The sequence below is a fragment of the Chromobacterium sp. IIBBL 290-4 genome, assembly GCF_024207115.1.
GTDB lineage: Bacteria > Pseudomonadota > Gammaproteobacteria > Burkholderiales > Chromobacteriaceae > Chromobacterium.
Genome location: NZ_CP100128.1, coordinates 1,952,325 through 1,972,628 on the forward strand (window position 1 = coordinate 1,952,325; position 20,304 = coordinate 1,972,628).

15 protein-coding genes and 1 other RNA gene are annotated in these 20,304 nt (G+C 56.3%); 8 read left to right on the top strand and 8 right to left on the bottom strand.

Features of this window, described 5'->3' with window-relative positions:
• Positions 1 to 327: 327 nt before the first annotated feature.
• Positions 328 to 765, top strand: coding sequence for a MarR family winged helix-turn-helix transcriptional regulator (locus NKT35_RS09085; protein WP_254300680.1), 438 nt, complete (start codon positions 328 to 330; stop codon positions 763 to 765).
• 20 nt (positions 766 to 785) lie between these two features.
• Positions 786 to 1,358, top strand: a complete 573-nt coding sequence (locus NKT35_RS09090; RefSeq protein ID WP_254300681.1) for a cysteine hydrolase family protein — start codon at positions 786 to 788, stop codon at positions 1,356 to 1,358.
• A 28-nt stretch (positions 1,359 to 1,386) separates the two neighbouring features.
• Here NKT35_RS09090 and NKT35_RS09095 read toward each other — a convergent pair whose 3' ends face one another.
• Positions 1,387 to 4,542, bottom strand: a complete 3,156-nt coding sequence (locus NKT35_RS09095) for an EAL domain-containing protein (RefSeq protein ID WP_254300682.1) — start codon at positions 4,540 to 4,542, stop codon at positions 1,387 to 1,389.
• Positions 4,543 to 4,648: 106 nt separating this feature from the next.
• On the opposite strand from NKT35_RS09095, the gene rnpB reads away from it, so the two are divergent.
• The 6 genes from rnpB (at position 4,649) to galE (ending at position 10,852) form a co-directional block, all read left to right on the top strand.
• Positions 4,649 to 5,109, top strand: an RNA gene (gene rnpB, locus NKT35_RS09100) — RNase P RNA component class A.
• Between the two features lie 126 nt (positions 5,110 to 5,235).
• Entirely contained in the window at positions 5,236 to 6,285 is a 1,050-nt protein-coding gene (gene dusB / locus NKT35_RS09105) for a tRNA dihydrouridine synthase DusB (RefSeq protein ID WP_254300683.1), read from the top strand.
• Positions 6,286 to 6,328: 43 nt separating this feature from the next.
• The gene (locus NKT35_RS09110; protein ID WP_011134100.1) at positions 6,329 to 6,565 is read left to right on the top strand and encodes a helix-turn-helix domain-containing protein; all 237 of its coding nucleotides are present in this window, start codon (positions 6,329 to 6,331) and stop codon (positions 6,563 to 6,565) included.
• A gap of 73 nt (positions 6,566 to 6,638) precedes the next feature.
• Positions 6,639 to 8,216 carry a bifunctional phosphoribosylaminoimidazolecarboxamide formyltransferase/IMP cyclohydrolase gene (gene purH / locus NKT35_RS09115; RefSeq protein ID WP_254300684.1) on the top strand — a complete coding sequence of 526 codons (1,578 nt, stop codon included), beginning with the start codon at positions 6,639 to 6,641 and terminating at the stop codon, positions 8,214 to 8,216.
• A 255-nt stretch (positions 8,217 to 8,471) separates the two neighbouring features.
• Positions 8,472 to 9,749 carry a phosphoribosylamine--glycine ligase gene (purD, locus tag NKT35_RS09120; protein ID WP_254300685.1) on the top strand — a complete coding sequence of 426 codons (1,278 nt, stop codon included), beginning with the start codon at positions 8,472 to 8,474 and terminating at the stop codon, positions 9,747 to 9,749.
• Positions 9,750 to 9,847: 98 nt separating this feature from the next.
• On the top strand, positions 9,848 to 10,852 hold the full coding sequence (gene galE / locus NKT35_RS09125; protein ID WP_254300686.1) for a UDP-glucose 4-epimerase GalE: 1,005 nt from the start codon (positions 9,848 to 9,850) through the stop codon (positions 10,850 to 10,852).
• An 87-nt stretch (positions 10,853 to 10,939) separates the two neighbouring features.
• Here galE and NKT35_RS09130 read toward each other — a convergent pair whose 3' ends face one another.
• The 7 genes from NKT35_RS09130 to NKT35_RS09160 form a co-directional block, all read right to left on the bottom strand.
• Positions 10,940 to 11,425 (bottom strand): hypothetical protein, encoded by a 486-nt coding sequence (locus NKT35_RS09130; protein ID WP_254300687.1) that lies wholly within the window; start codon positions 11,423 to 11,425, stop codon positions 10,940 to 10,942.
• 217 nt (positions 11,426 to 11,642) lie between these two features.
• The gene (locus NKT35_RS09135) at positions 11,643 to 12,884 is read right to left on the bottom strand and encodes a capsule polysaccharide biogenesis protein (RefSeq protein WP_254300688.1); all 1,242 of its coding nucleotides are present in this window, start codon (positions 12,882 to 12,884) and stop codon (positions 11,643 to 11,645) included.
• A gap of 150 nt (positions 12,885 to 13,034) precedes the next feature.
• Entirely contained in the window at positions 13,035 to 14,993 is a 1,959-nt protein-coding gene (locus NKT35_RS09140; protein ID WP_254300689.1) for a capsule polysaccharide biogenesis protein, read from the bottom strand.
• A gap of 83 nt (positions 14,994 to 15,076) precedes the next feature.
• Positions 15,077 to 16,093, bottom strand: coding sequence for a CgeB family protein (locus NKT35_RS09145; protein WP_254300690.1), 1,017 nt, complete (start codon positions 16,091 to 16,093; stop codon positions 15,077 to 15,079).
• On the bottom strand, positions 16,086 to 17,684 hold the full coding sequence (locus tag NKT35_RS09150) for a methyltransferase domain-containing protein (protein WP_254300691.1): 1,599 nt from the start codon (positions 17,682 to 17,684) through the stop codon (positions 16,086 to 16,088). The genes NKT35_RS09145 and NKT35_RS09150 overlap by 8 nt, the downstream gene beginning before the upstream one ends.
• A gap of 17 nt (positions 17,685 to 17,701) precedes the next feature.
• Positions 17,702 to 18,625, bottom strand: a complete 924-nt coding sequence (locus NKT35_RS09155) for a polysaccharide deacetylase family protein (protein ID WP_254300692.1) — start codon at positions 18,623 to 18,625, stop codon at positions 17,702 to 17,704.
• A gap of 134 nt (positions 18,626 to 18,759) precedes the next feature.
• Positions 18,760 to 20,139, bottom strand: a complete 1,380-nt coding sequence (locus NKT35_RS09160) for a glycosyltransferase (RefSeq protein WP_254300693.1) — start codon at positions 20,137 to 20,139, stop codon at positions 18,760 to 18,762.
• Positions 20,140 to 20,304 lie beyond the last annotated feature (165 nt).

The window sequence follows — 20,304 nt, forward strand, 5'->3', positions numbered from 1 at the left end:
CTGGCGGGCGAGGGGAAGCCCCGGTTAATTTTTGGATGGTAGTGTTGGGGCGCGGGCATGACCATTTTTGGTAGTTTCCATTTTTGAGTGATCTCGTATTGTTTAGCGGCATTTCTTGGCTGATTCGTGTTGCAATCAGGGCACGGCTTTGTCGTCGGTCGAGCGTCTCTCACTCAGCCTGGTTCGGGAAAGGTTAGGGGTTTCTGAACAAGGCCGGAGACGAATGGCGGCTGTGCGGCAAAGCCGGTTGGCCTAAAGGGCTGCGGTGGATTGCCGCACTTTTTTTTATGCGTTTGCTATTAAAACATAGCTATCAAGAAATAGATTATGTCTAATATCTCGCTTCTTCCGGCTGATGCGACCCGCTTGAGCCAGCAATTGATGAACTTGGCCCGCAAGCTGCGCAAGCCTGCCGCCGAGGATGTATTGCCCATGGGGCTGTTGTCCGTGCTGACCGCGATAGATCGGGCGGACGGCGAGGCGACGCCTTCCCAATTATCCCGCAGCGAGGGCATGCGTTCGTCCAATCTGGCCAGCGCCCTGCGCGAGCTGGAGGAGGAAGGGCTGATTTTGCGCCGCCCCGATCTGGTGGATGGCCGCAAGACGCGCTTGAGCGTGTCTGAGGCCGGCAGGGCGGCCTTGCAACGCAATCGCCTGCTGCGCGATGGCTGGCTGTTGGAGGCGATGCGCGAGCTGGACGAGGACGAGCTTGCCGTCTTGTTGCGCGCGGGTCCGCTGATGGAAAAATTGGCCGTCGCTAACTGATTCTTCATGGAGGATGCCGCGTGAAAACAGCGCTGCTGACCTTGGATTACATCCTGGATATCGTCGATCCGACTCGCCCCGCCGCGCGTTGCGGCGCGCATGCCGCCGAACGCGGCGTGATCGATGAGGCGAATCGCGCCATCGCGCTGGCCCGCTCCCGCGGTTGGCCGGTGATTCATGTCAAGCTGGGCTTCTCTCCCTCTTATATCGAAATGCCGCAAGGCTCGCCCTTTTTCAGCCGCGCGGCGGCGCTTGGCGTTTTCAATCTGGAGGGCGAGGGGACGCGTTTTCATCCGCAGCTGGATGTGCGCCCGGAAGACGCCGTCGTGGTGAAGCACCGCGTCAGCGCGTTTTATGCGACGGCGCTGGAAGCCATCCTGCGCGCCCATGGAGTTGAACGATTGGTGATCGCCGGCGTCAGCAGCACCTGGGCGGTGCAGGCGGCGGCGCGGGACGCGCACGACAGGGACTACCGCGTGCTGGTGCTGGAGCCGGCTTGCGCGGCAGCCAGCGACGAGGAGCATCAAGTCAGCATGCGGCAACTGGCGGCCATCGCCGGCGTCGTCTCGCAGGCGGAGCTGGAGTCTTTGTAATCCACGCCGGCGGCGCGGCGGATTCTAATCAGATAGGCGAGGCGGCGGCTGTTTGCATGGCCGTCAGCCTGGCCGTCATTTGCTCCTCCGGCAAGGGCGTGCCCAGCAGGTAGCCCTGCATCGCTTCGCAGCCCAGGCTTTGCAGATAACTCTGCTGGTTTTCGTTCTCCACCCCTTCCGCCAACGTTTCCATGCCCAGCGCGCCCGCCAGATGAACGATGGCGCTGACGATGGCGGCGTTTTCCTCATCGCCGGGCAGATCCATGATGAAGGAGCGGTCTATCTTGACCGTGTCCGGCGCGAAGCGTTTCAGATAGGCCAGGCTGGAGTAGCCGGTGCCGAAATCATCCACCGACAGCCTGACGCCCATCGCCTTGATCACAGCCAGCTGGCGCGAGGCCAGGTCGGCATCGGCCATCAGCGTGCTTTCCGTCACCTCCAGCTCCAGGCAGTGGCCTGGCAGCTTGTGTTGCTGCAACGCTTCGCGCACGTCGTCGATGAAATCGTGGCGCATCAGTTGATGCGCCGAGACGTTGACGGCCACCCGGATCGGCCCCAATCCCGCGCGCAGCCAGCGGCTGGCCTGTTGGCAGGCCTCATTCAATACCCAGCGACCCAGCGGCACGATCAGGCCGGTGTCCTCCGCCACAGGAATGAAGCGGCTCGGCATGATCAGCCCCTGCTCCGGATCGCGCCAGCGCAGCAGCGCTTCGCAGCCCAGCAGCCTGCGTCCGCCCATATCGTATTGCGGCTGGTAGACCAGATACAGCTGGTTCTGCTCCATCGCCCGGCGCAGCCGGTTTTCCACCAGCAATCGCTCCGCCACTTGCGCGTTCATCTCGCGGGTATAGAAGCGGAAAGTGTTCCGGCCATGCGCCTTGGCGTGGTACATCGCCAGATCGGCGTTCATCAGCAGGTTCTGGATATCGTTGCCGTCGTCCGGCATCAGGCTGATGCCTATGCTGCAACTGACCACCAGCGAGTGGCTGCCAATCTGGAACGGCTGTTGCATGGTGCGCAAGATGCGTTCGGCGATCTGCGCCGCCTCGCTAGGCTGGTGGATGGAGGGCAGGATCAGCACGAACTCGTCGCCGCCGGTGCGGCCGACGGTATCCAGTCCGCGCACCGAGGCCGCCAGCCGGCGCGCCACTTCCTTCAGCAGCTCGTCGCCGGCGCTGTGGCCCAGGGTGTCGTTGATGTTCTTGAAATGGTCCAGATCGACGAACAGCACCGCCAGCTGGCTGTGCTGCAGCTCCGCCTGGCGGATGGCCTGATGGAGGCGGTCATTGACCAGCACGCGGTTGGGCAGGTCGGTCAGCGCGTCGTATTCCGCCATGTGCTGGACCTTGGCCTCTTGCTCCTTGCGTTCGGTGATGTCGGCGAACAAGGAAATGAAATGGCTGATTTCGCCTTGATTGTCGCGCAATACGGTGATGTTCACCCAGCAGGGAAACTGTTCGCCATCCTGGCGGCGATTCCAGATTTCGCCGGTCCAGTGGCCGCGCTGCAGCAGCATTTCCCACATCTGGCGGTAGAAGGCGGCGTCATGGCGGCCGGAGGCCAGCAATGACGGCTTCTGGCCGCGCGCCTGGGCTTCGCTATAGCCGGTGATATGGGAGAAGGCGCGGTTGACGGTGAGGATGCGGTTGTCCGGATCGGTGATCAGAATGGCTTCGTTGCTGGATTCGAACACCTGGGCCGCCAGCCTGAGCTGGCGCTCGGTCTGGCGGCGGCCGCTGATGTCGCGCGCGGAGGCGCACAGGTAACGCTCTCCTTCGTAGATCAGCTCGGTCAGCGTGATTTCCAGGTGCTGGCTTTCACCGCAGGCGATTTCAAAGGTGAGCGGATAATTGCCGGGCGGGTGGCGGAATAGTTGCTCCGTCAACTGCGGCTGCTGGCGCAGCGCCTGGTTGCAATAGACAACCTCGCCCTGGGTATTGCGCAGCGCCACCATGTCGGTGGCGTTGTCGATCATGAAGTGGCTGAGCCGCAATTCGCGCGCCTGCTCCTTCAGCGACAGATGGCTCATCGCCAGATCGTGCTGATAGCGCCGCACCAGCGTGTCGACCCAGCGCACGAAATACCAGCAGAACAGGCCGGCGCACAGCATGGCGATCAGCGTCATGCCCAGCGTGGCGGCGATCCGTTCCGCCAGCCGGCCTTTCAGCCTTTGCGCGGCGCGCAGGCTGTCGTCCTGTATGGTTTGCACCTTGAGGCTGGCCACCAGGGTCCAGTCCCAACCCGGCAGCAGCTTGCTGTAGGCCAGGTAGGCGATATTGCCCATGCCGGCGCTGTCGGGGCGGGTGAATTCGATATAGCCGCCGCGCTTGCCCTGGTTGATCAGCTGTTCGACGCGGGCGCGCTCGTCTGCCGCCAGTTGGCGGTAAGGTTTGCCGACCAGGGAGGGCTGGCTGGGGTAGAGGCGGATGATGCCCTGGCGGTCGATGATCATCAGCTCGCCGCCTTCCTGGTTGAAGCGCATCCGCGACAGCGTGTCCAGGCCCTGCTGTTGCAGCGAGGCCTCCACATTGCTGACGTACTCGCCGCTGCCTATCAGCCAGTTGTAGGGGTGGAAGCGGCGCGCGTAAGTGATTTTGTCGTCCATCTGCCGGTTGCCCGGCAAATACCAGCGATAGGCGGTGAAGCCGGCGCCGTCTTCGCCGCTGACCGAGTCGATCAGGTTCTTCATGATGAAGCGGCCGTGATCGTCGCGGTTTTCCAGCAAGGAGCTGCCTTCGCGCTTGGGATCGATGGGCAGCAGCACGCAATGGCCATCGAGGGTGTCGATGAAGAAATAGCCGCGGCCGTCGAAATAGCGCAAGGGCCGCAACGCTTCGATGATCAGCTTTTTCACGTCCTGCTCGCGGCGGCGGCTGTGCTCGCGGCGCCAGATGGCGTCGGCGGTGCCCCAGGCCAGGTCGACCTGCTCCTGCAACTGGCGCTTGACCGTGTCGTTGGTGCGTTCGCGCAGCGCCGAGAGCAGCAGCAGCCCGTGTTCCGCATAAGCCTGCAGGCTGCCGCGGGCGCGAGCCGACGCTTCCTGCTCGATGTTTTGCCGGCCGGATTGGAAGTCGTGCCAGCTCATCGCCAGGAAATAGCTGGTCAATGTCAGCGCCAGCGCAAACACGATGGCCAGGGTGCCGAACAATTGCAGGCGCGACAGTCTGGCTTGATTCAACTCCATCAGAATCTCATGGCGACGACAAGGGATAGCCAGTATACGGGATTCTCCTGAATGTCATGAAAAATTGTCGGGCGGAGGAAGCGCTTTTCCGTTAAAATCGCGCCCGGAAGTCAGTCAGACAATCGCCGCGCCCGCAAGGGCGGGGAGGAAAGTCCGGGCTCCATAGAGCAGGATGCCGGCTAACGGCCGGGCGCCGCGAGGCGACGGAAAGTGGAACAGAGAGCTGAACCGCCGATGGCCGGACTTGTCGACCGCAAGGTCGACAAAGTCTTTTCGAAGGGCTAGTCCCGACGAAAACCCGCAAGGGCGGATCAGGCAAGGGTGAAAAGGTGTACCGGGAGGCGCAAGCCGGCCCGGACAGGCGGGGCAACCCGCCTGCGGTAAGAGCGCACCGCGGACGTGGCGACACGGACGGCAGGCTAAACCCCATCCGGAGCAAGACCAAATAGGGGGGCGCTAACGCGGCTCGCGTTGTCCCCGGGTAGGTTGCTTGAGCCTGTCGGCAACGGCAGGCCTAGAGGAATGATTGTCCAACGACAGAACCCGGCTTATCGACTGACTTCCACCCAATTCCCGAGCCGATTATTTTCGGCTATCGAACTTGCTTAAAAAATAAGCAAAAATTTTTCCCGCCCCGCGGGAAAAGCTATACAATACCGACCCTTCCCAGTCTTTACTTGTCATTTATTCGTCATGCAGATAGGCCCTTATTCACTGAAAAACCGGTTGATCGTGGCACCGATGGCCGGAGTGACCGACAGGCCCTTCCGCATGCTGTGCAAGCGGCTGGGCGCCGGCATGGCGGTTTCGGAGATGATCACCGCCAACAAGGCGCTGTGGACCACGCCGAAAACGCTGCGCCGCGCCAACCATGAAGGCGAAGTCGAACCCATCGTGGTGCAGATCGCCGGCGGCGATCCGCAGATGCTGGCCGACGCGGCCAGGCTGAATGTTGAGCACGGCGCGCAGATCATCGACATCAATATGGGTTGTCCGGCCAAGAAAGTGTGCAATGTGGCCGCCGGTTCGGCGCTGCTGCGCGACTTGGACAATGTCGGCCGCATCCTGGAGGCGGTGGTCAAGGCGGTAGACGTGCCGGTGACGCTGAAAACCCGCACCGGCTGGAGCCAGGAAGTGAAAACCGCGCTGACGGTGGCGAAGATGGCGGAAAACGCCGGCATCGCCGCTCTGGCCTTGCATGGCCGCACCCGCGAGGACATGTACCGCGGCGCGGCCGAGTACGACACCATACGCGAGGTCAAGCGGGCGATTTCGATCCCTGTGATCGCCAATGGCGACATCAACTCACCGGAGAAGGCCCGCCACGTGCTGGATTACACCGGCGCCGACGCGATCATGATAGGCCGCGCGGCCCAGGGCAGGCCGTGGATCTTTCGCGAGATCCAGCATTACCTGGAAACCGGCGAGCCGCTGCCGCCGCCGACGGTGGGCGAAATCCGCGAGCTGATGCTGGGCCATCTGGACGAGCTGTATGGGTTTTACGGCGAATACTCGGGCTGCCGCATCGCCCGCAAGCATATCGCCTGGTATACCAAGGGGCTGGCCGGCGGCAACGCCTTCCGCCAACAGATGTACCAGCTGGAAAGCACTGACGAGCAGCGGCTGGCGGTGGGCGAGTATTTCGGACGGCTGGGCGGGGCTTCGGATCGTCTAAGCTATGTAGTCGAGAATGACGGGATGGACCGCGACGATGTCGCGGAGGGCGAGACCTGCGGGGCTTGAGCGGGTCTCATGGGGACCCTTGGATCTGGACAGATATAACAAGATGCAGAACAACGATCACATTTCCCAGTCAGTGAGGCTGGCGATGGAACAATATTTTCGCGACCTGGACGGCGAGGCGCCGTCGGCGATCTACGACATGGTGCTCGCCTGTGTCGAAAAGCCGCTCTTGGAGGTGGTGCTGATACACACCCAGGGCAACCAGACGCGAGCGGCTGAGTTGCTGGGTTTGAACCGCAACACGCTGCGCAAGAAGATGAAGTCGTATGATTTGATTTGAAGATAACCGGCCATACCGTAACAGGATGGCCGGTTTTTTTTGTGTTTATCCATAGCCTAAGCGGTAGAGAAACATGACCAAGATCGAACGAGCGCTGATCAGCGTGTCCGACAAGAGCGGTGTACTGGAATTCGCCAAGGAGCTGGCCGCTCTCGGCGTGCATATCCTGTCCACCGGCGGCACCGCCAAACTGCTGCAGGACGCCGGCGTGCCGGTGACCGAAGTGTCCGATTACACCGGCTTCCCGGAAATGCTGGATGGCCGCGTCAAGACGCTGCATCCCAAGGTGCACGGCGGCATCCTGGGCCGCCGCGACCTGCCCGAGCATGTGTCCACCATGGCCGAGCACGGCATCGGCAATATCGACCTGGTGTGCGTCAATCTTTACCCCTTCGAAGCCACTATCGCCAATCCGGATTGTTCGCTGGAAGACGCGATCGAGAACATCGACATCGGCGGCCCGACCATGGTGCGCTCGGCGGCCAAAAACTGGGCGCATGTGGCCATCGTCACCGACAGCGGCGATTACCCGGCGCTGACGGCCGAATTGCGGGCCAATGGCGGCAAGCTGGCCAAGGCTACCCGTTTCGAGCTGGCCAAAAAGGCTTTCACCCACACCGCCGCCTACGATGGCGCCATCTCCAACTACCTGACCAGCCTGGCCGAAGGCGTGGTGGCCGGCAAGCCGGAACGCGTCGCCTTCCCGAACCGCCTGAACGCCCAGTTCATCAAGGTGCAGGACATGCGCTACGGCGAGAATCCGCACCAGGCGGCGGCGTTCTACCGCGATCTGGACCCGGCCGCCGGCAGCATCGCCCACTACCAGCAGCTGCAGGGCAAGGAGCTGTCCTACAACAACATCGCCGACGCCGACGCGGCCTGGGAAGCGGTGAAGACTTTCGAGCAAACCGCCTGCGTCATCGTCAAGCACGCCAACCCGTGCGGCGTGGCGGTCGGCCCGGACACGCTGTCGGCCTACAAGCTGGCCTTCGCCACCGACACCACCAGCGCCTTCGGCGGCATCATCGCCTTCAACCGCCCGGTGGATGCCGCAACGGTGGAGGCTGTGACCGGCCAGTTCCTGGAAGTGCTGATCGCCCCGGCCTTCAGCGACGAAGCCAAGGCCATCATCGCCGCCAAGAAGAATGTGCGCGTGCTGGAAATCCCGCTGGAGTCCGGCGCCAACCGCTTCGAGCTGAAGCGTGTCGGCGGCGGCGTGCTGGTGCAGACGCCGGACATCCGCAACGTGGGCCTGGACGAGCTGCGCGTGGTCAGCAAGCGCCAGCCGACGCCGCAGGAAATGTCGGACCTGCTGTTCGCCTGGCGCGTGGCCAAGTTCGTCAAATCCAACGCCATCGTATTCTGCAAGGATGGCCAGACCGCCGGCATCGGCGCCGGCCAGATGAGCCGCGTCGACTCCACCCGCATCGCCGCCCGCAAGGCGCAGGATGCCGGTTTGAGCCTGGCCGGCGCGGTGGCGGCGTCTGACGCCTTCTTCCCGTTCCGCGACGGCATCGACGTCATCGCCGAGCAGGGCATCAAGGCCATCATCCAGCCGGGCGGCTCGATGCGCGACGAAGAAGTGTTCGCCGCGGCGGACGAGCACGGCATCGCGCTGGTGTTGACCGGCGTGCGCCATTTCCGCCACTGACGGTAGGGCGGAAGCCCCGCAGGGGCGTTCCGCCGATGTTGTAGACAAGCAGCGACACTCCGTCTCTTCTTGCCCAGGATGACGGGATCGAAATTCAATGGCATCTCGCCATTCCGCGTCATAATGGCTGGGCAGAATTTTACCGGGCTCCGGCCCGGGTTCTTCTCTCTGATAAAGAGAAGACGTCATGCTTGCCCGCCATAAACATTTGCACGCGCAACGCCTTGAGGCGCGGCGCACAAGGGAAAGAAAACCATGAAAGTTCTCGTGATCGGTTCCGGCGGTCGCGAACATGCGCTGGCCTGGCGCATCGCCAAGTCCAAGCGCGTGTCCAAGGTGTTTGTCGCGCCGGGCAACGCCGGAACCGCGTTGGATGCCAATCTGACCAATATCGCCGCCAATGGCGTAGCCGAGTGGCTGGCCTTCGCCAAAGAAGAAAAGATCGACCTGACTGTGGTCGGTCCGGAAGCGCCGCTGGCCGCCGGCGTGGTGGACGCTTTCCGCGGCGAGGGCCTGAAAGTGTTCGGCCCCACCCAGTATTGCGCCCAACTGGAAAGCTCAAAGGATTTCGCCAAGGCCTTCATGCAGCGCCACGGCATCCCCACCGCGGGCTATCAAACCTTTACCGACGCCGCGGCCGCGCATGCCTATGTGGACGGCAAGGGCGCGCCCATCGTGATCAAGGCCGACGGCCTGGCCGCCGGCAAGGGCGTGGTGGTGGCGATGACGCTGGAAGAGGCGCACGCCGCCATCGACGACATGTTGCTGGGCAACAAGATGGGCGAAGCCGGCAGCCGCGTAGTCATCGAGGATTTCCTGCACGGCGAGGAAGCCAGCTTCATTGTGATGGTGGACGGCGAGCACGTGCTGCCGATGGCCACCAGCCAGGACCACAAGCGTCTGCTGGATCATGACCAGGGGCCGAATACCGGCGGCATGGGCGCCTACAGCCCGGCGCCGGTGGTGACGCCGGAAGTGCACAACCGGGTGATGCGCGAAATCATCCAGCCGGTGGTGCAGGGCATGAAGAAGGACGGCCATTCCTACACTGGCTTTCTTTACGCTGGCCTGATGATAGACGAGGCGGGCCATCCCAAGGTGATCGAGTTCAACTGCCGTTTCGGCGACCCGGAAACCCAGCCCATCATGGCGCGCCTGAAGACCGACTTCACCACGCTGCTGGAAGCCGGCGTCAACGGCAAGCTGGATAAGGTAGAAGCCGAGTGGGACCGCCGCGTGGCGCTGGGCGTGGTGCTGGCTGCGGCCGGTTATCCAGACGCGCCGCGCAAAGGCGACGGCATTCACGGCATTCCGGCGGAAAGCGAGGACGGCATCGTGTTCCATGCCGGCTCCGTGCTGGACGAGCAGCGCCAGCTGCGCACCAGCGGCGGCCGAGTGCTGTGCGCGGTAGGCTTGGGCGACAGCGTGAAGATGGCGCAAAACCGAGCCTACCAGCTGGCCGACGCCATCGAGTTCTCCGGCAAGCAATATCGCCGCGACATCGGGGCGAGGGCGATAGGCCGCAAGCATTAGTTTGCGATCAGAAGATGAAGCAGCGCCTGCGGGCGCTGTTTCGCTATCTGGAATCGGCTAAACTTTATGTCTCATATCGAGAGCGAGTGGACAACAATATGATCTTGGTGACGGGCGGCGCGGGCTATATCGGCTCGCATACTTGCGTGCAATTGCTGGATGCGGGCTATGAGCTGGTTGTCTTGGACAATCTGTGCAATAGCAAGGCGGAATCGCTGCGTCGTGTCGAAAAATTGACCGGCAAGACGCTGACTTTCATTGAGGGCGATGTCCGCGATGCCAAGGCGCTGCAGGCGGCTCTTCAGCATCCTGTTCAAGCTGTCATCCATTTTGCCGGCTTGAAAGCAGTGGGCGAGTCGGTGGCCAAGCCGCTCGAATATTATGAGAACAATGTGGATGGCACTTTGTCTCTGCTGCGCGCGATGAAACAGCACGGCGTGCGCAACTTCGTATTCAGCTCTTCCGCCACCGTCTATGGCAATCCGGCCTCGGTGCCGATCACGGAATCCTTTCCGTTGTCCGCCACCAATCCTTACGGCCGCAGCAAGCTGATCGTCGAAGACATGCTGCGCGATTTCGCCAAGGCGGAGCCGGATTGGAATGTCGCGCTGTTGCGTTATTTCAACCCCATCGGCGCGCACGAAAGCGGCGAGATCGGCGAAGATCCCAACGGCATTCCCAATAATCTGATGCCTTTCATTACCCAAGTAGCCTGCGGCAAGCAAGCGCAGCTCAAGGTGTTCGGCAGCGACTACCCGACCAAGGACGGCACCGGCGTGCGCGACTATATCCACGTGGTGGATTTGGCGGCAGGCCATGTCAAGGCGGTGGAGGCTCTGGCCAAGCAGCCAGGCTTGCTGACGGTGAATCTAGGCACCGGCAAGGGCTATTCGGTGCTGGAAATGATCCAGACTTTTGAGCAGGTCAACGGCGTGAAAGTGCCTTACCAGATTGTGGAGCGTCGGCCAGGGGACATCGCCGAGTGCTGGGCAGACCCCTCCGCGGCAGCCACGCTGCTGGGCTGGACGGCAGAAAAGGGCCTGCAAGACATGTGCCGCGACAGTTGGCGCTGGCAAAGTCAAAATCCGGCCGGCTTCCTCTAAAAGTGAAAGAGCGACTGTAAAGCAGTCGCTCTTTCACTTCATGAAGTCTTTTTTGTGCTTTGATTTATTGGTTTATCTAACCGAGGATCATAGGTCATACCTTGCACTAAAGGTAAGAATATGATTCACCTCTTCTTTATGTGTGTGATGACCTGCTTTGGAGTCGCCGTATCCAATTTCAAAGGATAGCTTTTTATAGCCAACGGAAACAAATGGTAATGCTGCAAAGCCTCGATGGTCTGAGCCATTCAGGTAGCCAGCGTATAGCCCTACGCCTAATTTGACATCATCCATCACATTAAAGTCTTTGCGTATGCCGCCTGCGGCATAGTAAGCAAATTTGGCAGATGAATCGCTATAGACAGCTCCGCGTATAATGGGGCGGCCCCAGCTATATTCTTGTGGCGACCACTCAACGCCTAGTCCCGGATTGAACTGGTGAAATTCGCATTCATGCTTTTTATTGTTGCAGCCATAGTGTTTGGAGGCAAAGGGTGCCAAGATGGAAATATCTGCAAAGGACTGTGTGGATGGGAGGGCAAGCACGATGGGTAACAACCAATTGATTTTCATGTCTTTCCATTTTGTGATGGTTGGTTGAGTCGGAGTAGGGCTCCTGGCGACAATCATGCTCTTTATTTTGAAAAAATAAAACACTATTTTTATTTTTTACATTTTGAAATATATTGTTTTCATGTGAATTATTGCATTGTGGATTAGTAGTCTATCCTTGTGATTGGAAGGATAGACTGCGAGCTATATGCTACGCAAAGAAAAATGGGCGTAGAGATCATTTTGTGAGTCTGAGTAAGACTCTCCACGAAAATGAGTGCGACGCTAGCCTGGGGGGCTGCATCCAGTGAGACTTGCCGAAGAACGCTCCGTTCAACTGCGTGTGCTTGATCATGTAGGAGCGCAGCTTGCCATATAGCTGGTGGTCAACGGAGTATGGCTCGTTCCAGAAGTGCTTCAGATCGTTCTGGAAGGTTAGTCCTTGAATATCGTAGAAGGCTCTTCCCATGGCGATAGTGGGTTTCCCATGGTGGATGGCGGATAAGCCAACTGTGCTGTTGATGGTGATCACACCGCGACTGAGTTTCAGCAAAGTCGGTAGGTGGGCATCATGCACGTAGTGCACCCTGCCTGCGACTCCCGCTAGTGACGCTTGTTCATGAATGAAGCGGCCATAGTTCCTGTGACCTCTATCCATGGGGTGATGCTTGAAAACCAATTGATGCGTTGTGGCGGCTTGCGCTGCGAATGCCTGGATGATTTCCGTGATGAAGTCGCGAATATCTTGGTAATGGCTGTGTTGATGAATCTGACTATCATTGAACACCTGCAAAGCAACCAGGTAGTATTGGTTGTGCCACTGATCCACGATGCGCTGGATGAGACGAGTTTCCGTAAGTCGATACACTTGTTTTCGCCAGCCGGCTCGTATCCAGAAGAAACACTCGCGAAAAGGCGAAAAATCTTTGTGATGGCGGTAGTGTGGGAACTGTCGCCGCAGCAACCACCCGGCTGCGTAGTAAGCCATGGCGGTAAGGCCCATGCGACGGAACGATGGATGAGTGGGCAATGGCGGTATGTTGTGGACAGGTTCATGTTCGATGTAGCGCGCCGGCTGGCTGGCTAGCTGGGAAAATGCATTGACGCCCCCTTCTTCCAGCGTGACATAGTCTGGGCGTAGGTAGCCCTCTTCGAAGGCGTAAAAAGCAACCCCCATTTCCTTTGCGACCAGAGAGGCAACTCGGTGCGGCCGTCTGCAGTCACCAAAGCAGACGATGCCATCGATTCCTTCCTTGCGAATGTAGGAACGCAGCCAGCGGCTGAAGCTGGATGGCTTACCCTGATAATGCATCGTTCCTGGGCGTCGATGGAATAGCCAGTCGCCGCCATTGAAATTGACTTTACGCGACTCAATGTCATGAGCTCCAAGCCAGTCAGCAAACTGGTTGAAGAAGTTGCCCATTGGACCTTGCAACAGCAACAGCCGTTTGTGTTTGAGCAGAGATTGTGCAGCGAGCATGGTCAGGTTTATTAGGCGTGTATTTTTTAAAAGTATGAAAACGCTAGACGGGAAGCAATTTGTAGATATTTAACGACAATTTAATATTGCATTGCAATGAATTGTCTTGTTAATCGTCACATTTGGCACATTTTCCATTTTCAACTGGTCTCAGAAAAGTGTGCAAAGTAGCCCCTGGGCCTTGCGCCATTGCCGGGCATACCAGTTGGTTTGCAGTGATTGTGTCTTGTTTTCCTGTTTTTGCTGCATAAGCAAGTCTACAACCGCTTCCACTCGAGCATAGCCGGCTTGGCCTGGAATGACGTAACGTGGGTAGGCGATCAGTGCGCCGTACACTAGCTCGTTAAGCGTGAGGCGACGTTTCCTTTCCGGCAAGGCGATATGGTCTTTTGTCAAGCCCCAGCCGGCGTAGAACGGAGCGCCATGGCAATGTACTGTTTTGCCTTGCAGCAGAGCCTCGAATCCGGCTAGCGAAGTCATGGTGTGAATCTCGTCGGCGGCGGCGATGCAGCTGGAGATGTCGGCATTTTCGACCACTTGATCGGCCAGCGCGGCCAATTGGCCAGCGTCGATATGGCCCGTGCGATTGCCGGACACCACATCCGGGTGCGGTTTGTAGACAATCCAGGCATCAGGCTGCTCCGCGCGGGCAGCCTGGAGCAATGCCAGATTGCTGTGAATGACCGGCGATCCCAACCTGATGGACGCGTCATCTTCCACTTGCCCCGGCACCAGTACGATCAATTTGCCGGCAGCTTCCGAACCCAATTGAAACCCGCTTCCCACGTTGTATTTGCTGATGCGGCCGGATACCAGCCGGGCGCGCAGTTGCCTGGCCCGCAGGCAGTCCTCTTCGCTCGGGGCTGCCGCGTTCAGATGGCGTTGCAAATCGCTGTCCGATCGATAGGCGTAATACAGCCCGCCGCCATCGACCACCAAAGATAGCGGCGGCAGCAAGTGGGAGCCCAATCCGACCGAGCGCAAAAAGCCGTCCTCCATCGCCAGCAGCGGGATATTTCTTGCCCGGCATGCTTCTTGAAGCTCGCTCTTCATGCCCCAGGCCACAACTTTGCTGTCATGCGGCAATTGTCGCGGAAGCTTCCGCACAAAGCGCAGCCGATTTTGCGGTGACTTGAGAAACGGCCATACCACGGCGCGTTTCCATAGGGTCATGCCGACGCACCACAGGATGCCGCTAGCTTGTTCCCTCAGTTCCCGGTTTAGGCGTATCCATTCCGCCACGTCGAAAAATGAACCGGGCTCACCGGTTTCCGGCTGAATATAACGGGCATAGCGCAGATAAGCGGCATGAAACAACTCCTCCAGCGTGCATTGACGGCGGCGGCGCTGGAGTAGCGTGGGCATCTCCGGATGCCTGTCATCGGTCAGCCCCCAGCCGGCATACCAGGGCATGCCAAAGCAGACTACTTTGCAGCCGGCTGCCAGCGCTTCAAAGCCCATGTGCGAGGTAGCGGTGTATACCACATCAAACTGAGGGAGGAGGGATTGCGGGCAGGCGTCCTGATCTAAGCAATGCGCGGCGTGCGGAACCTCAGACAAATAACCGCGCCGCTTGCCGGCCACAACATCAGGATGGCGTTTGATCCAGATCTCAGCTGTGGGGTTCTCGCGTTGAGCGGTTGCGAGCATATTGCGAAAAGTATCGGCGTTCGCGCAGCCAAACCGGACGGAAACATCACCATATGTCTGGTCGATGACTAGCACACGCTTCGCAGAGCCTTTCGGAGGCAAAAGTAGAGATGGCGCATGGTTGTATTTTGAAAGGCGGTACAAGCTTAGTAACGCCAGTCCGCGTTTCGCCTCGATTCTAGCCGCCGCATCCAGTTGCCCGTCGGCTATCAAGCGTTCTAGCCGGGAAGGCTGCGTGGCGTCATAGTAAATACCAACGTCGTCCACAACGATTGAAAGCAATTGGCTTCCTGTGACACCCAAACCCAAGCTGCGAAGGAAGCCGTCCTCGAGTCGCCAGCAAGGCAGCATATAGTGTTGGGCCAATGACTGCGCACGAATCCCGCTGGTGCGAAGCCCCCAGCCTGCAAACGCCTGAGCGCCATTTGCAGGCGTTTGTCCTGGCAGCAAGATGGACATTTTGGCTTGAAAAAATGCAGCCAGCTCAGGCTGCCTCCATAGTCCATGGTCTCGCCATGAAACAAAGAATGTGGGTGTGAGGCTCATAAGAGATCTATGCCAGTGACTGAAGAGATCTGTTCCAGTCGATGTTTCCAAGTATGATGGCGCGAGACATATTCAGCCCCGGCTCTTGCCTGTTCCAGATCGATTGCGCTTGGTCCATCACGATACAGGCGGTCAAATAGCTCTCGCGTCTCAGAAGCCTCCCTGACAACGTGACAGTAGTCTTTGAAAATAGCGTCTACAGCCCGGCTCGGATTAGTAACGGCAATGCCTCCGCAGGCGATAACCTCTACCAGCCTGCGGGAGAACATGGTAGCCGAGTTTTCTACCGTATTGATATTCAGAGAAACCAGGTAGTCTTTATACATTTGAGCTGTTTGTGCGTAAGGAATTGCGGGCAATACTTCAAGACCGGCAATGTCGGGGTATCGATAGTGTTCGGCCTTTCTGTCTGAATTACGGTCGCGCACACTAACTCCTAAGCCGCTATTACATGCCTCCTGAAATAGCATGTTTTGCCATTCCCGTCGTTTGGGATGAATATGTTGACTATAGCTGCCGACAAAATTGGCGCGGCGATGTTTGAAGTCAAAACCGGTAAAGCAATGTAGCTTGGGTTGTACGGCAAACATCAGGGTATGTATAGAGGCGTGCTCCCCCATTACTGCCTTATAACGTGGAATGCAACTTTTATCTACTGTAAATACATGATCGAATAACTTGGCGCTATCGATGAAACGATCGAAGTGCACGCCATCCTCTTTATTCCAGAATACAGTTACAATCCCTTTGCTTTTGGCATGGCTAACCAGGCGGCGCAATGCTTGATTATTACGTTTAGGATGGTCAGCATAGGAGGCGATTTTGAACTTCCATGCGTTCCGCCAACCGTTCCACGCCGATTCAACCATCAATACCGGCGCATGTCTTAGCCATCTAGGGCGGTATATATGCCAAGGTGTCGCCATGTTAAGGCTAAGCTGCGCCTGCAAGGCATCACGGGTCAGCTCGTCCGATATCAAAGTAATCCTTGGCGTGGCAGAGAAATCAAACATTGCTTATGTCATCAAGTGCAGGTTTTGTCAGGATAAAAATAGGCATGAACTCACCGGTCATGAAATCCTCTCCCTGTTCTACCTGTACCTGAAATCCTATTCGGCCAAGCAGTTCTTGTAGATCATTCAGGCCATAACGGCGAAATGACCCTACGCCAAACTCTTTTAATGCGGCTTCTCCATAATGCTCGGTTTGGTTTTCATTGCTGGTTGTCGGCTCATGCTCCCGGCAGGGTACGGTTAATACAGTTACTCCGCCAGGAGTCAGTACGCGGTACATTTCCGCCAACGCGCGCTCGTCATTCTGAACGTGGTTGAGAATATGAATGGAAAAGAAACCATCGTAACTGGCGGAGTCAACAGGATGCATATCCTGCACATCCATTTGCAAGTTGCATTCGCCGACCGGGCGGATATCGAAATTTAATACCTCCCTGCATGGCTTTAAAAAGGTATGGAGCTCCAAGCGGTTGGCAAAGTTGGCCAGAACCTTTCGTCCAGCCAGTGGATTGCCGATGCGGGTGAATACATCCAATAGCTGGCGATGCCGGGCGCGGGCTCCACAGGCTGGGCAGATATCGCTTTGAGGCTTTTGACCAAATTCTCCGCCACATATCGAGCAGCTAGTGCTGATTCCAGTCACCGGAACGGATTGTGCATGGCAGACAGGGTTCTCACGCGCGGGCAGGCTGTTCAAATAGGAGCGGTACGTCATCGGGCGCGTATGTTTGGTCAGGTGTTGACATATCCGATGCAGCCGTTCTTCATGCTCAGGCGCATGGCTGTCGAATATTTCACCGTTGCGACGCATCAAGGACCACGAATGCAGCGTCAAATTGAAAGTCTGAATGCGCTTGCGCTGCTTGACGCGAGAGAACGCGCCTTCATAAACCTGCCAGTTGGAAGATAGTGGCTCGGGGGCGCAATCTACAGGCAGCTCCAGCATGCCATTGGGCCAGTAAAACAGCTCGTTGCGTTGTCCGGCAGGGCCGGCTTGCCAGCTGCCTGCATGACGCTGGGCGTTGAACTGGCTTAGGGCCACAAAGCCGGCGGAGAGAGCCGCGTCTATCGTATGCTGGTTGAAACGGAAAGCGCCGGCGCGAAACACCTGCGGTTTTTCACCATATAGCTGGTAAAACTTGAGTGCGGAATACTGTAAAAAGGCCTGGTTGAGGCGTGCATCCAGCTGGTCGCAACCTGCCGGGCCGCCAAAATCGGCATCCGGCAAGCCCCACTGCCGCAGTAACCACTCAGAATGCAGGTGTACTTGCAATTCATGTCCCTGATTGCGCAGATAGTCGCCCACCTGGCGCATGGCCTTGTCGCCGTAAAGCGCGCAGGCAGCCATGTCTATCATGAAACTGGCCTGCAAATTGTGCTCGCCCAGAATCCGGCAGATGCGGCGCAGGCCATATTCCTTATTGGCCACCTTGCCCCAGATCAGCCGGTCAATGGCATCGGTGTCTTCAGGGTGGCGCCCTGGCAGGGCCTCCACGTCAAACGACAAAAAGGAAATCGGCCGTTTGGCTGTTTCCCGTAAGATATTGGTGGGTTTCAACTTGTCCGCCCATTGCGGCAATATTTTAAACATGCAATCTCCTGCGGCGCTTAACCGCCAAGCAAACGTCGCCACCAAGGCATGGATTGGCTGGTGGAGTCGCTCTCCACGGTTGATGTCCGGCTAACGGCAGGCTGGCTGGTATCTTGTTGTTGAAGAAACTGGCCGTATGTTGTCTGAGTGGTATGGCTGGTCAGGTGCTCGCAAATTTTATGCAACCTGGCTTCGTGTTCAGGAGCAAAACGAACAAAATGTTCTCCCTGACGCTCAAGCAGGGACCAAGAGTGCAAGGTCAGGTTGAAGGTAGGGTATTGCTTGCGAAATCGCGCGCGGTCAAACCATCCCTCATAGATATTCCAATCGGAAGTCAAAGGCTCTGGAGAATAATCCACTGGCAGCTCCAGTAGTCGGTCGCTCCAGTAGAAATAATCGTTATGGGCCAATGCGCCGGTGACTTGCCATTGATTTCCATGACGCTCGGCATTGAAATTGCTGAGCAGGCTAAAACCGGCCTGTTCCGCCGCCTGCACGGTGTGCTCATTGAATAAAAAGCCGCCGGCCCGGAATGCGCACGGTTCCAGCCCAAACAGCTTACGGTGCTTGTTGGCGGCGTAGTCCATGAAACGCTGGTTCTGCTCCGCATCCAGCCGGTCCATGCCCACCGGGCCGGACAAGCCCAGCTCCATGCCCCAGCGCCGCACCAGCCATTCAGAATGCAAATGCACGTGCAACTCATGGCCGCGTGACAGCACATACTCACCCACTGCCTGCATGGCGGCATCGCCATACAGCTCGCAACCGGCCAGGTCCAGCATGAAGCTGGCCTGCAGCCGATGCTGTTGCAGGATGTCGCAAATGCGGGCTATGCCGTACTCTCCGCCATCAAAGCGCCCCCAGATCAGCCGGTCGACGTGTTTGCTGTCGGCGCGGCCAGGAAGGGATTCGATATCAAAGCTGATGAATGATTTAATCATGCCGTAAGAATGCCATGCATCAGTAATTTTTATAATTTCGCTATTGAAGCGTCACTTGCATGTGGAAAATGCGATTTTGGTGACGTTCACAATGTGAATTTATTTTGGTGTTCAAGTAATAATTGAATATCAACTTATATGTTGAGTAGCAATTGGTTTGCCATTGCGTTAATTATTCTCTTATTCTCTTCCTCTATATCTTTGTCAGGATTGATTGACTCCCCCCCAATTGGTTGCACTTTCCATGATATTTTCTTTGCGTCTGCAATTAGGGATTTGTAATTTTCAATCCATTCCCTCTCCCATTCTATCAAAATGGAATAATCCGTTATTTTTTCTATCAAGGTTATATATTTTTTTAAGTTAGATATAGTGATGCTATGTTCAAGACCTGATGAAAATATTTCAATTGGATCAAATATACATACATCAAAATATTGTCCATTGGAGACGATTGTAATCAGGTCATTAAATGAAGCATAGTGTATGATAGGGTTGGTGGGTAATGAATTAGATACTTTTGCTGCGACTTGCCTGCTTGATATCCCAAGAGTAAGTATGGAGATTGCTGTTTTTTTGTCAATTCTTTTTCTGGTTAGCGACTGAAGAATATGCTTTTTTTTTACCTTAGATTGTAGACGAACAAGATCATCAATTTCTGTTCTTACTTTATCCTCTATTCTTTCAATCTCAGTTATGAATTTTCCTGGATAGCCAATTGGGGAGGATTTTGTAATTTTTTCTAGATACTCAATATTCTCCGGAGATAGCCCGAATGTGCTCCAAAATGGATCTTTATCTTTCAGTTCTTTCTTTTCTGATGATTTTTTAAATCTCGCCAGCATTGCAAAGTACGAGTTGTCACAAAATGGATGCCTTGTATATAAATATGATCCTGGGGATAGTTTTATGCTGGTGGAGCCATTGGCACCATTTACTTTCTTAAAATGGTCTATAACTGTCATGTGTGATATTGAGAATATACCTGCAGTGTTAATGTGTGGTTGAAATGCAAGTGATAATCCAATCGATAAACTATTCTCATGGATAGGTTTTATAGCCTTCTCTTCGCAAAGATAGTCATATCCTGAGTCAAGCCCGATTGCGGTTATTTCATGATGCTTTATTAATTCCACAGCTTGATTTTGTATATTCTCAATGGCTTCAATATGCATGGCATCGTCATCGTCAATTCGACTTTGAATGATGATTGATGGCTCTTCTGAGGCGATCCTATATTTTGTTATTTCAACTGATTTTTGAATTCGATCAGAGTATTTTGATACTGCGACTAAGGTGATCATTTCAAATGATTCTGTAGTACGTATTAAATTACTCTTTATCAACTCACTACAGTTCTCATCAAATAAAATATACCATGTAAAATTTTTACTGGTTTGAGATGCCATTGATGGAATGGTTATATTTTTTAGTATTTCTAATCTGTACAGTGAAACTAGCTCATCTTCCACGCCGATGCAAAAAGGTGTAAAAAATAAGTGCAATATTTTCATAAATTAACTTTCTAATTATTAATTTTCAGAGGGTGCTATATATTTTAAGCTTGGCATTGTTTGGAATGTGATACTCTGGATTTGTAAGCTTTATTGCATAACTCTAAATTACGCCGGAAAATGATGGATTTGGGTAGAAAATTTCACAAATACGCTGAAATTTTC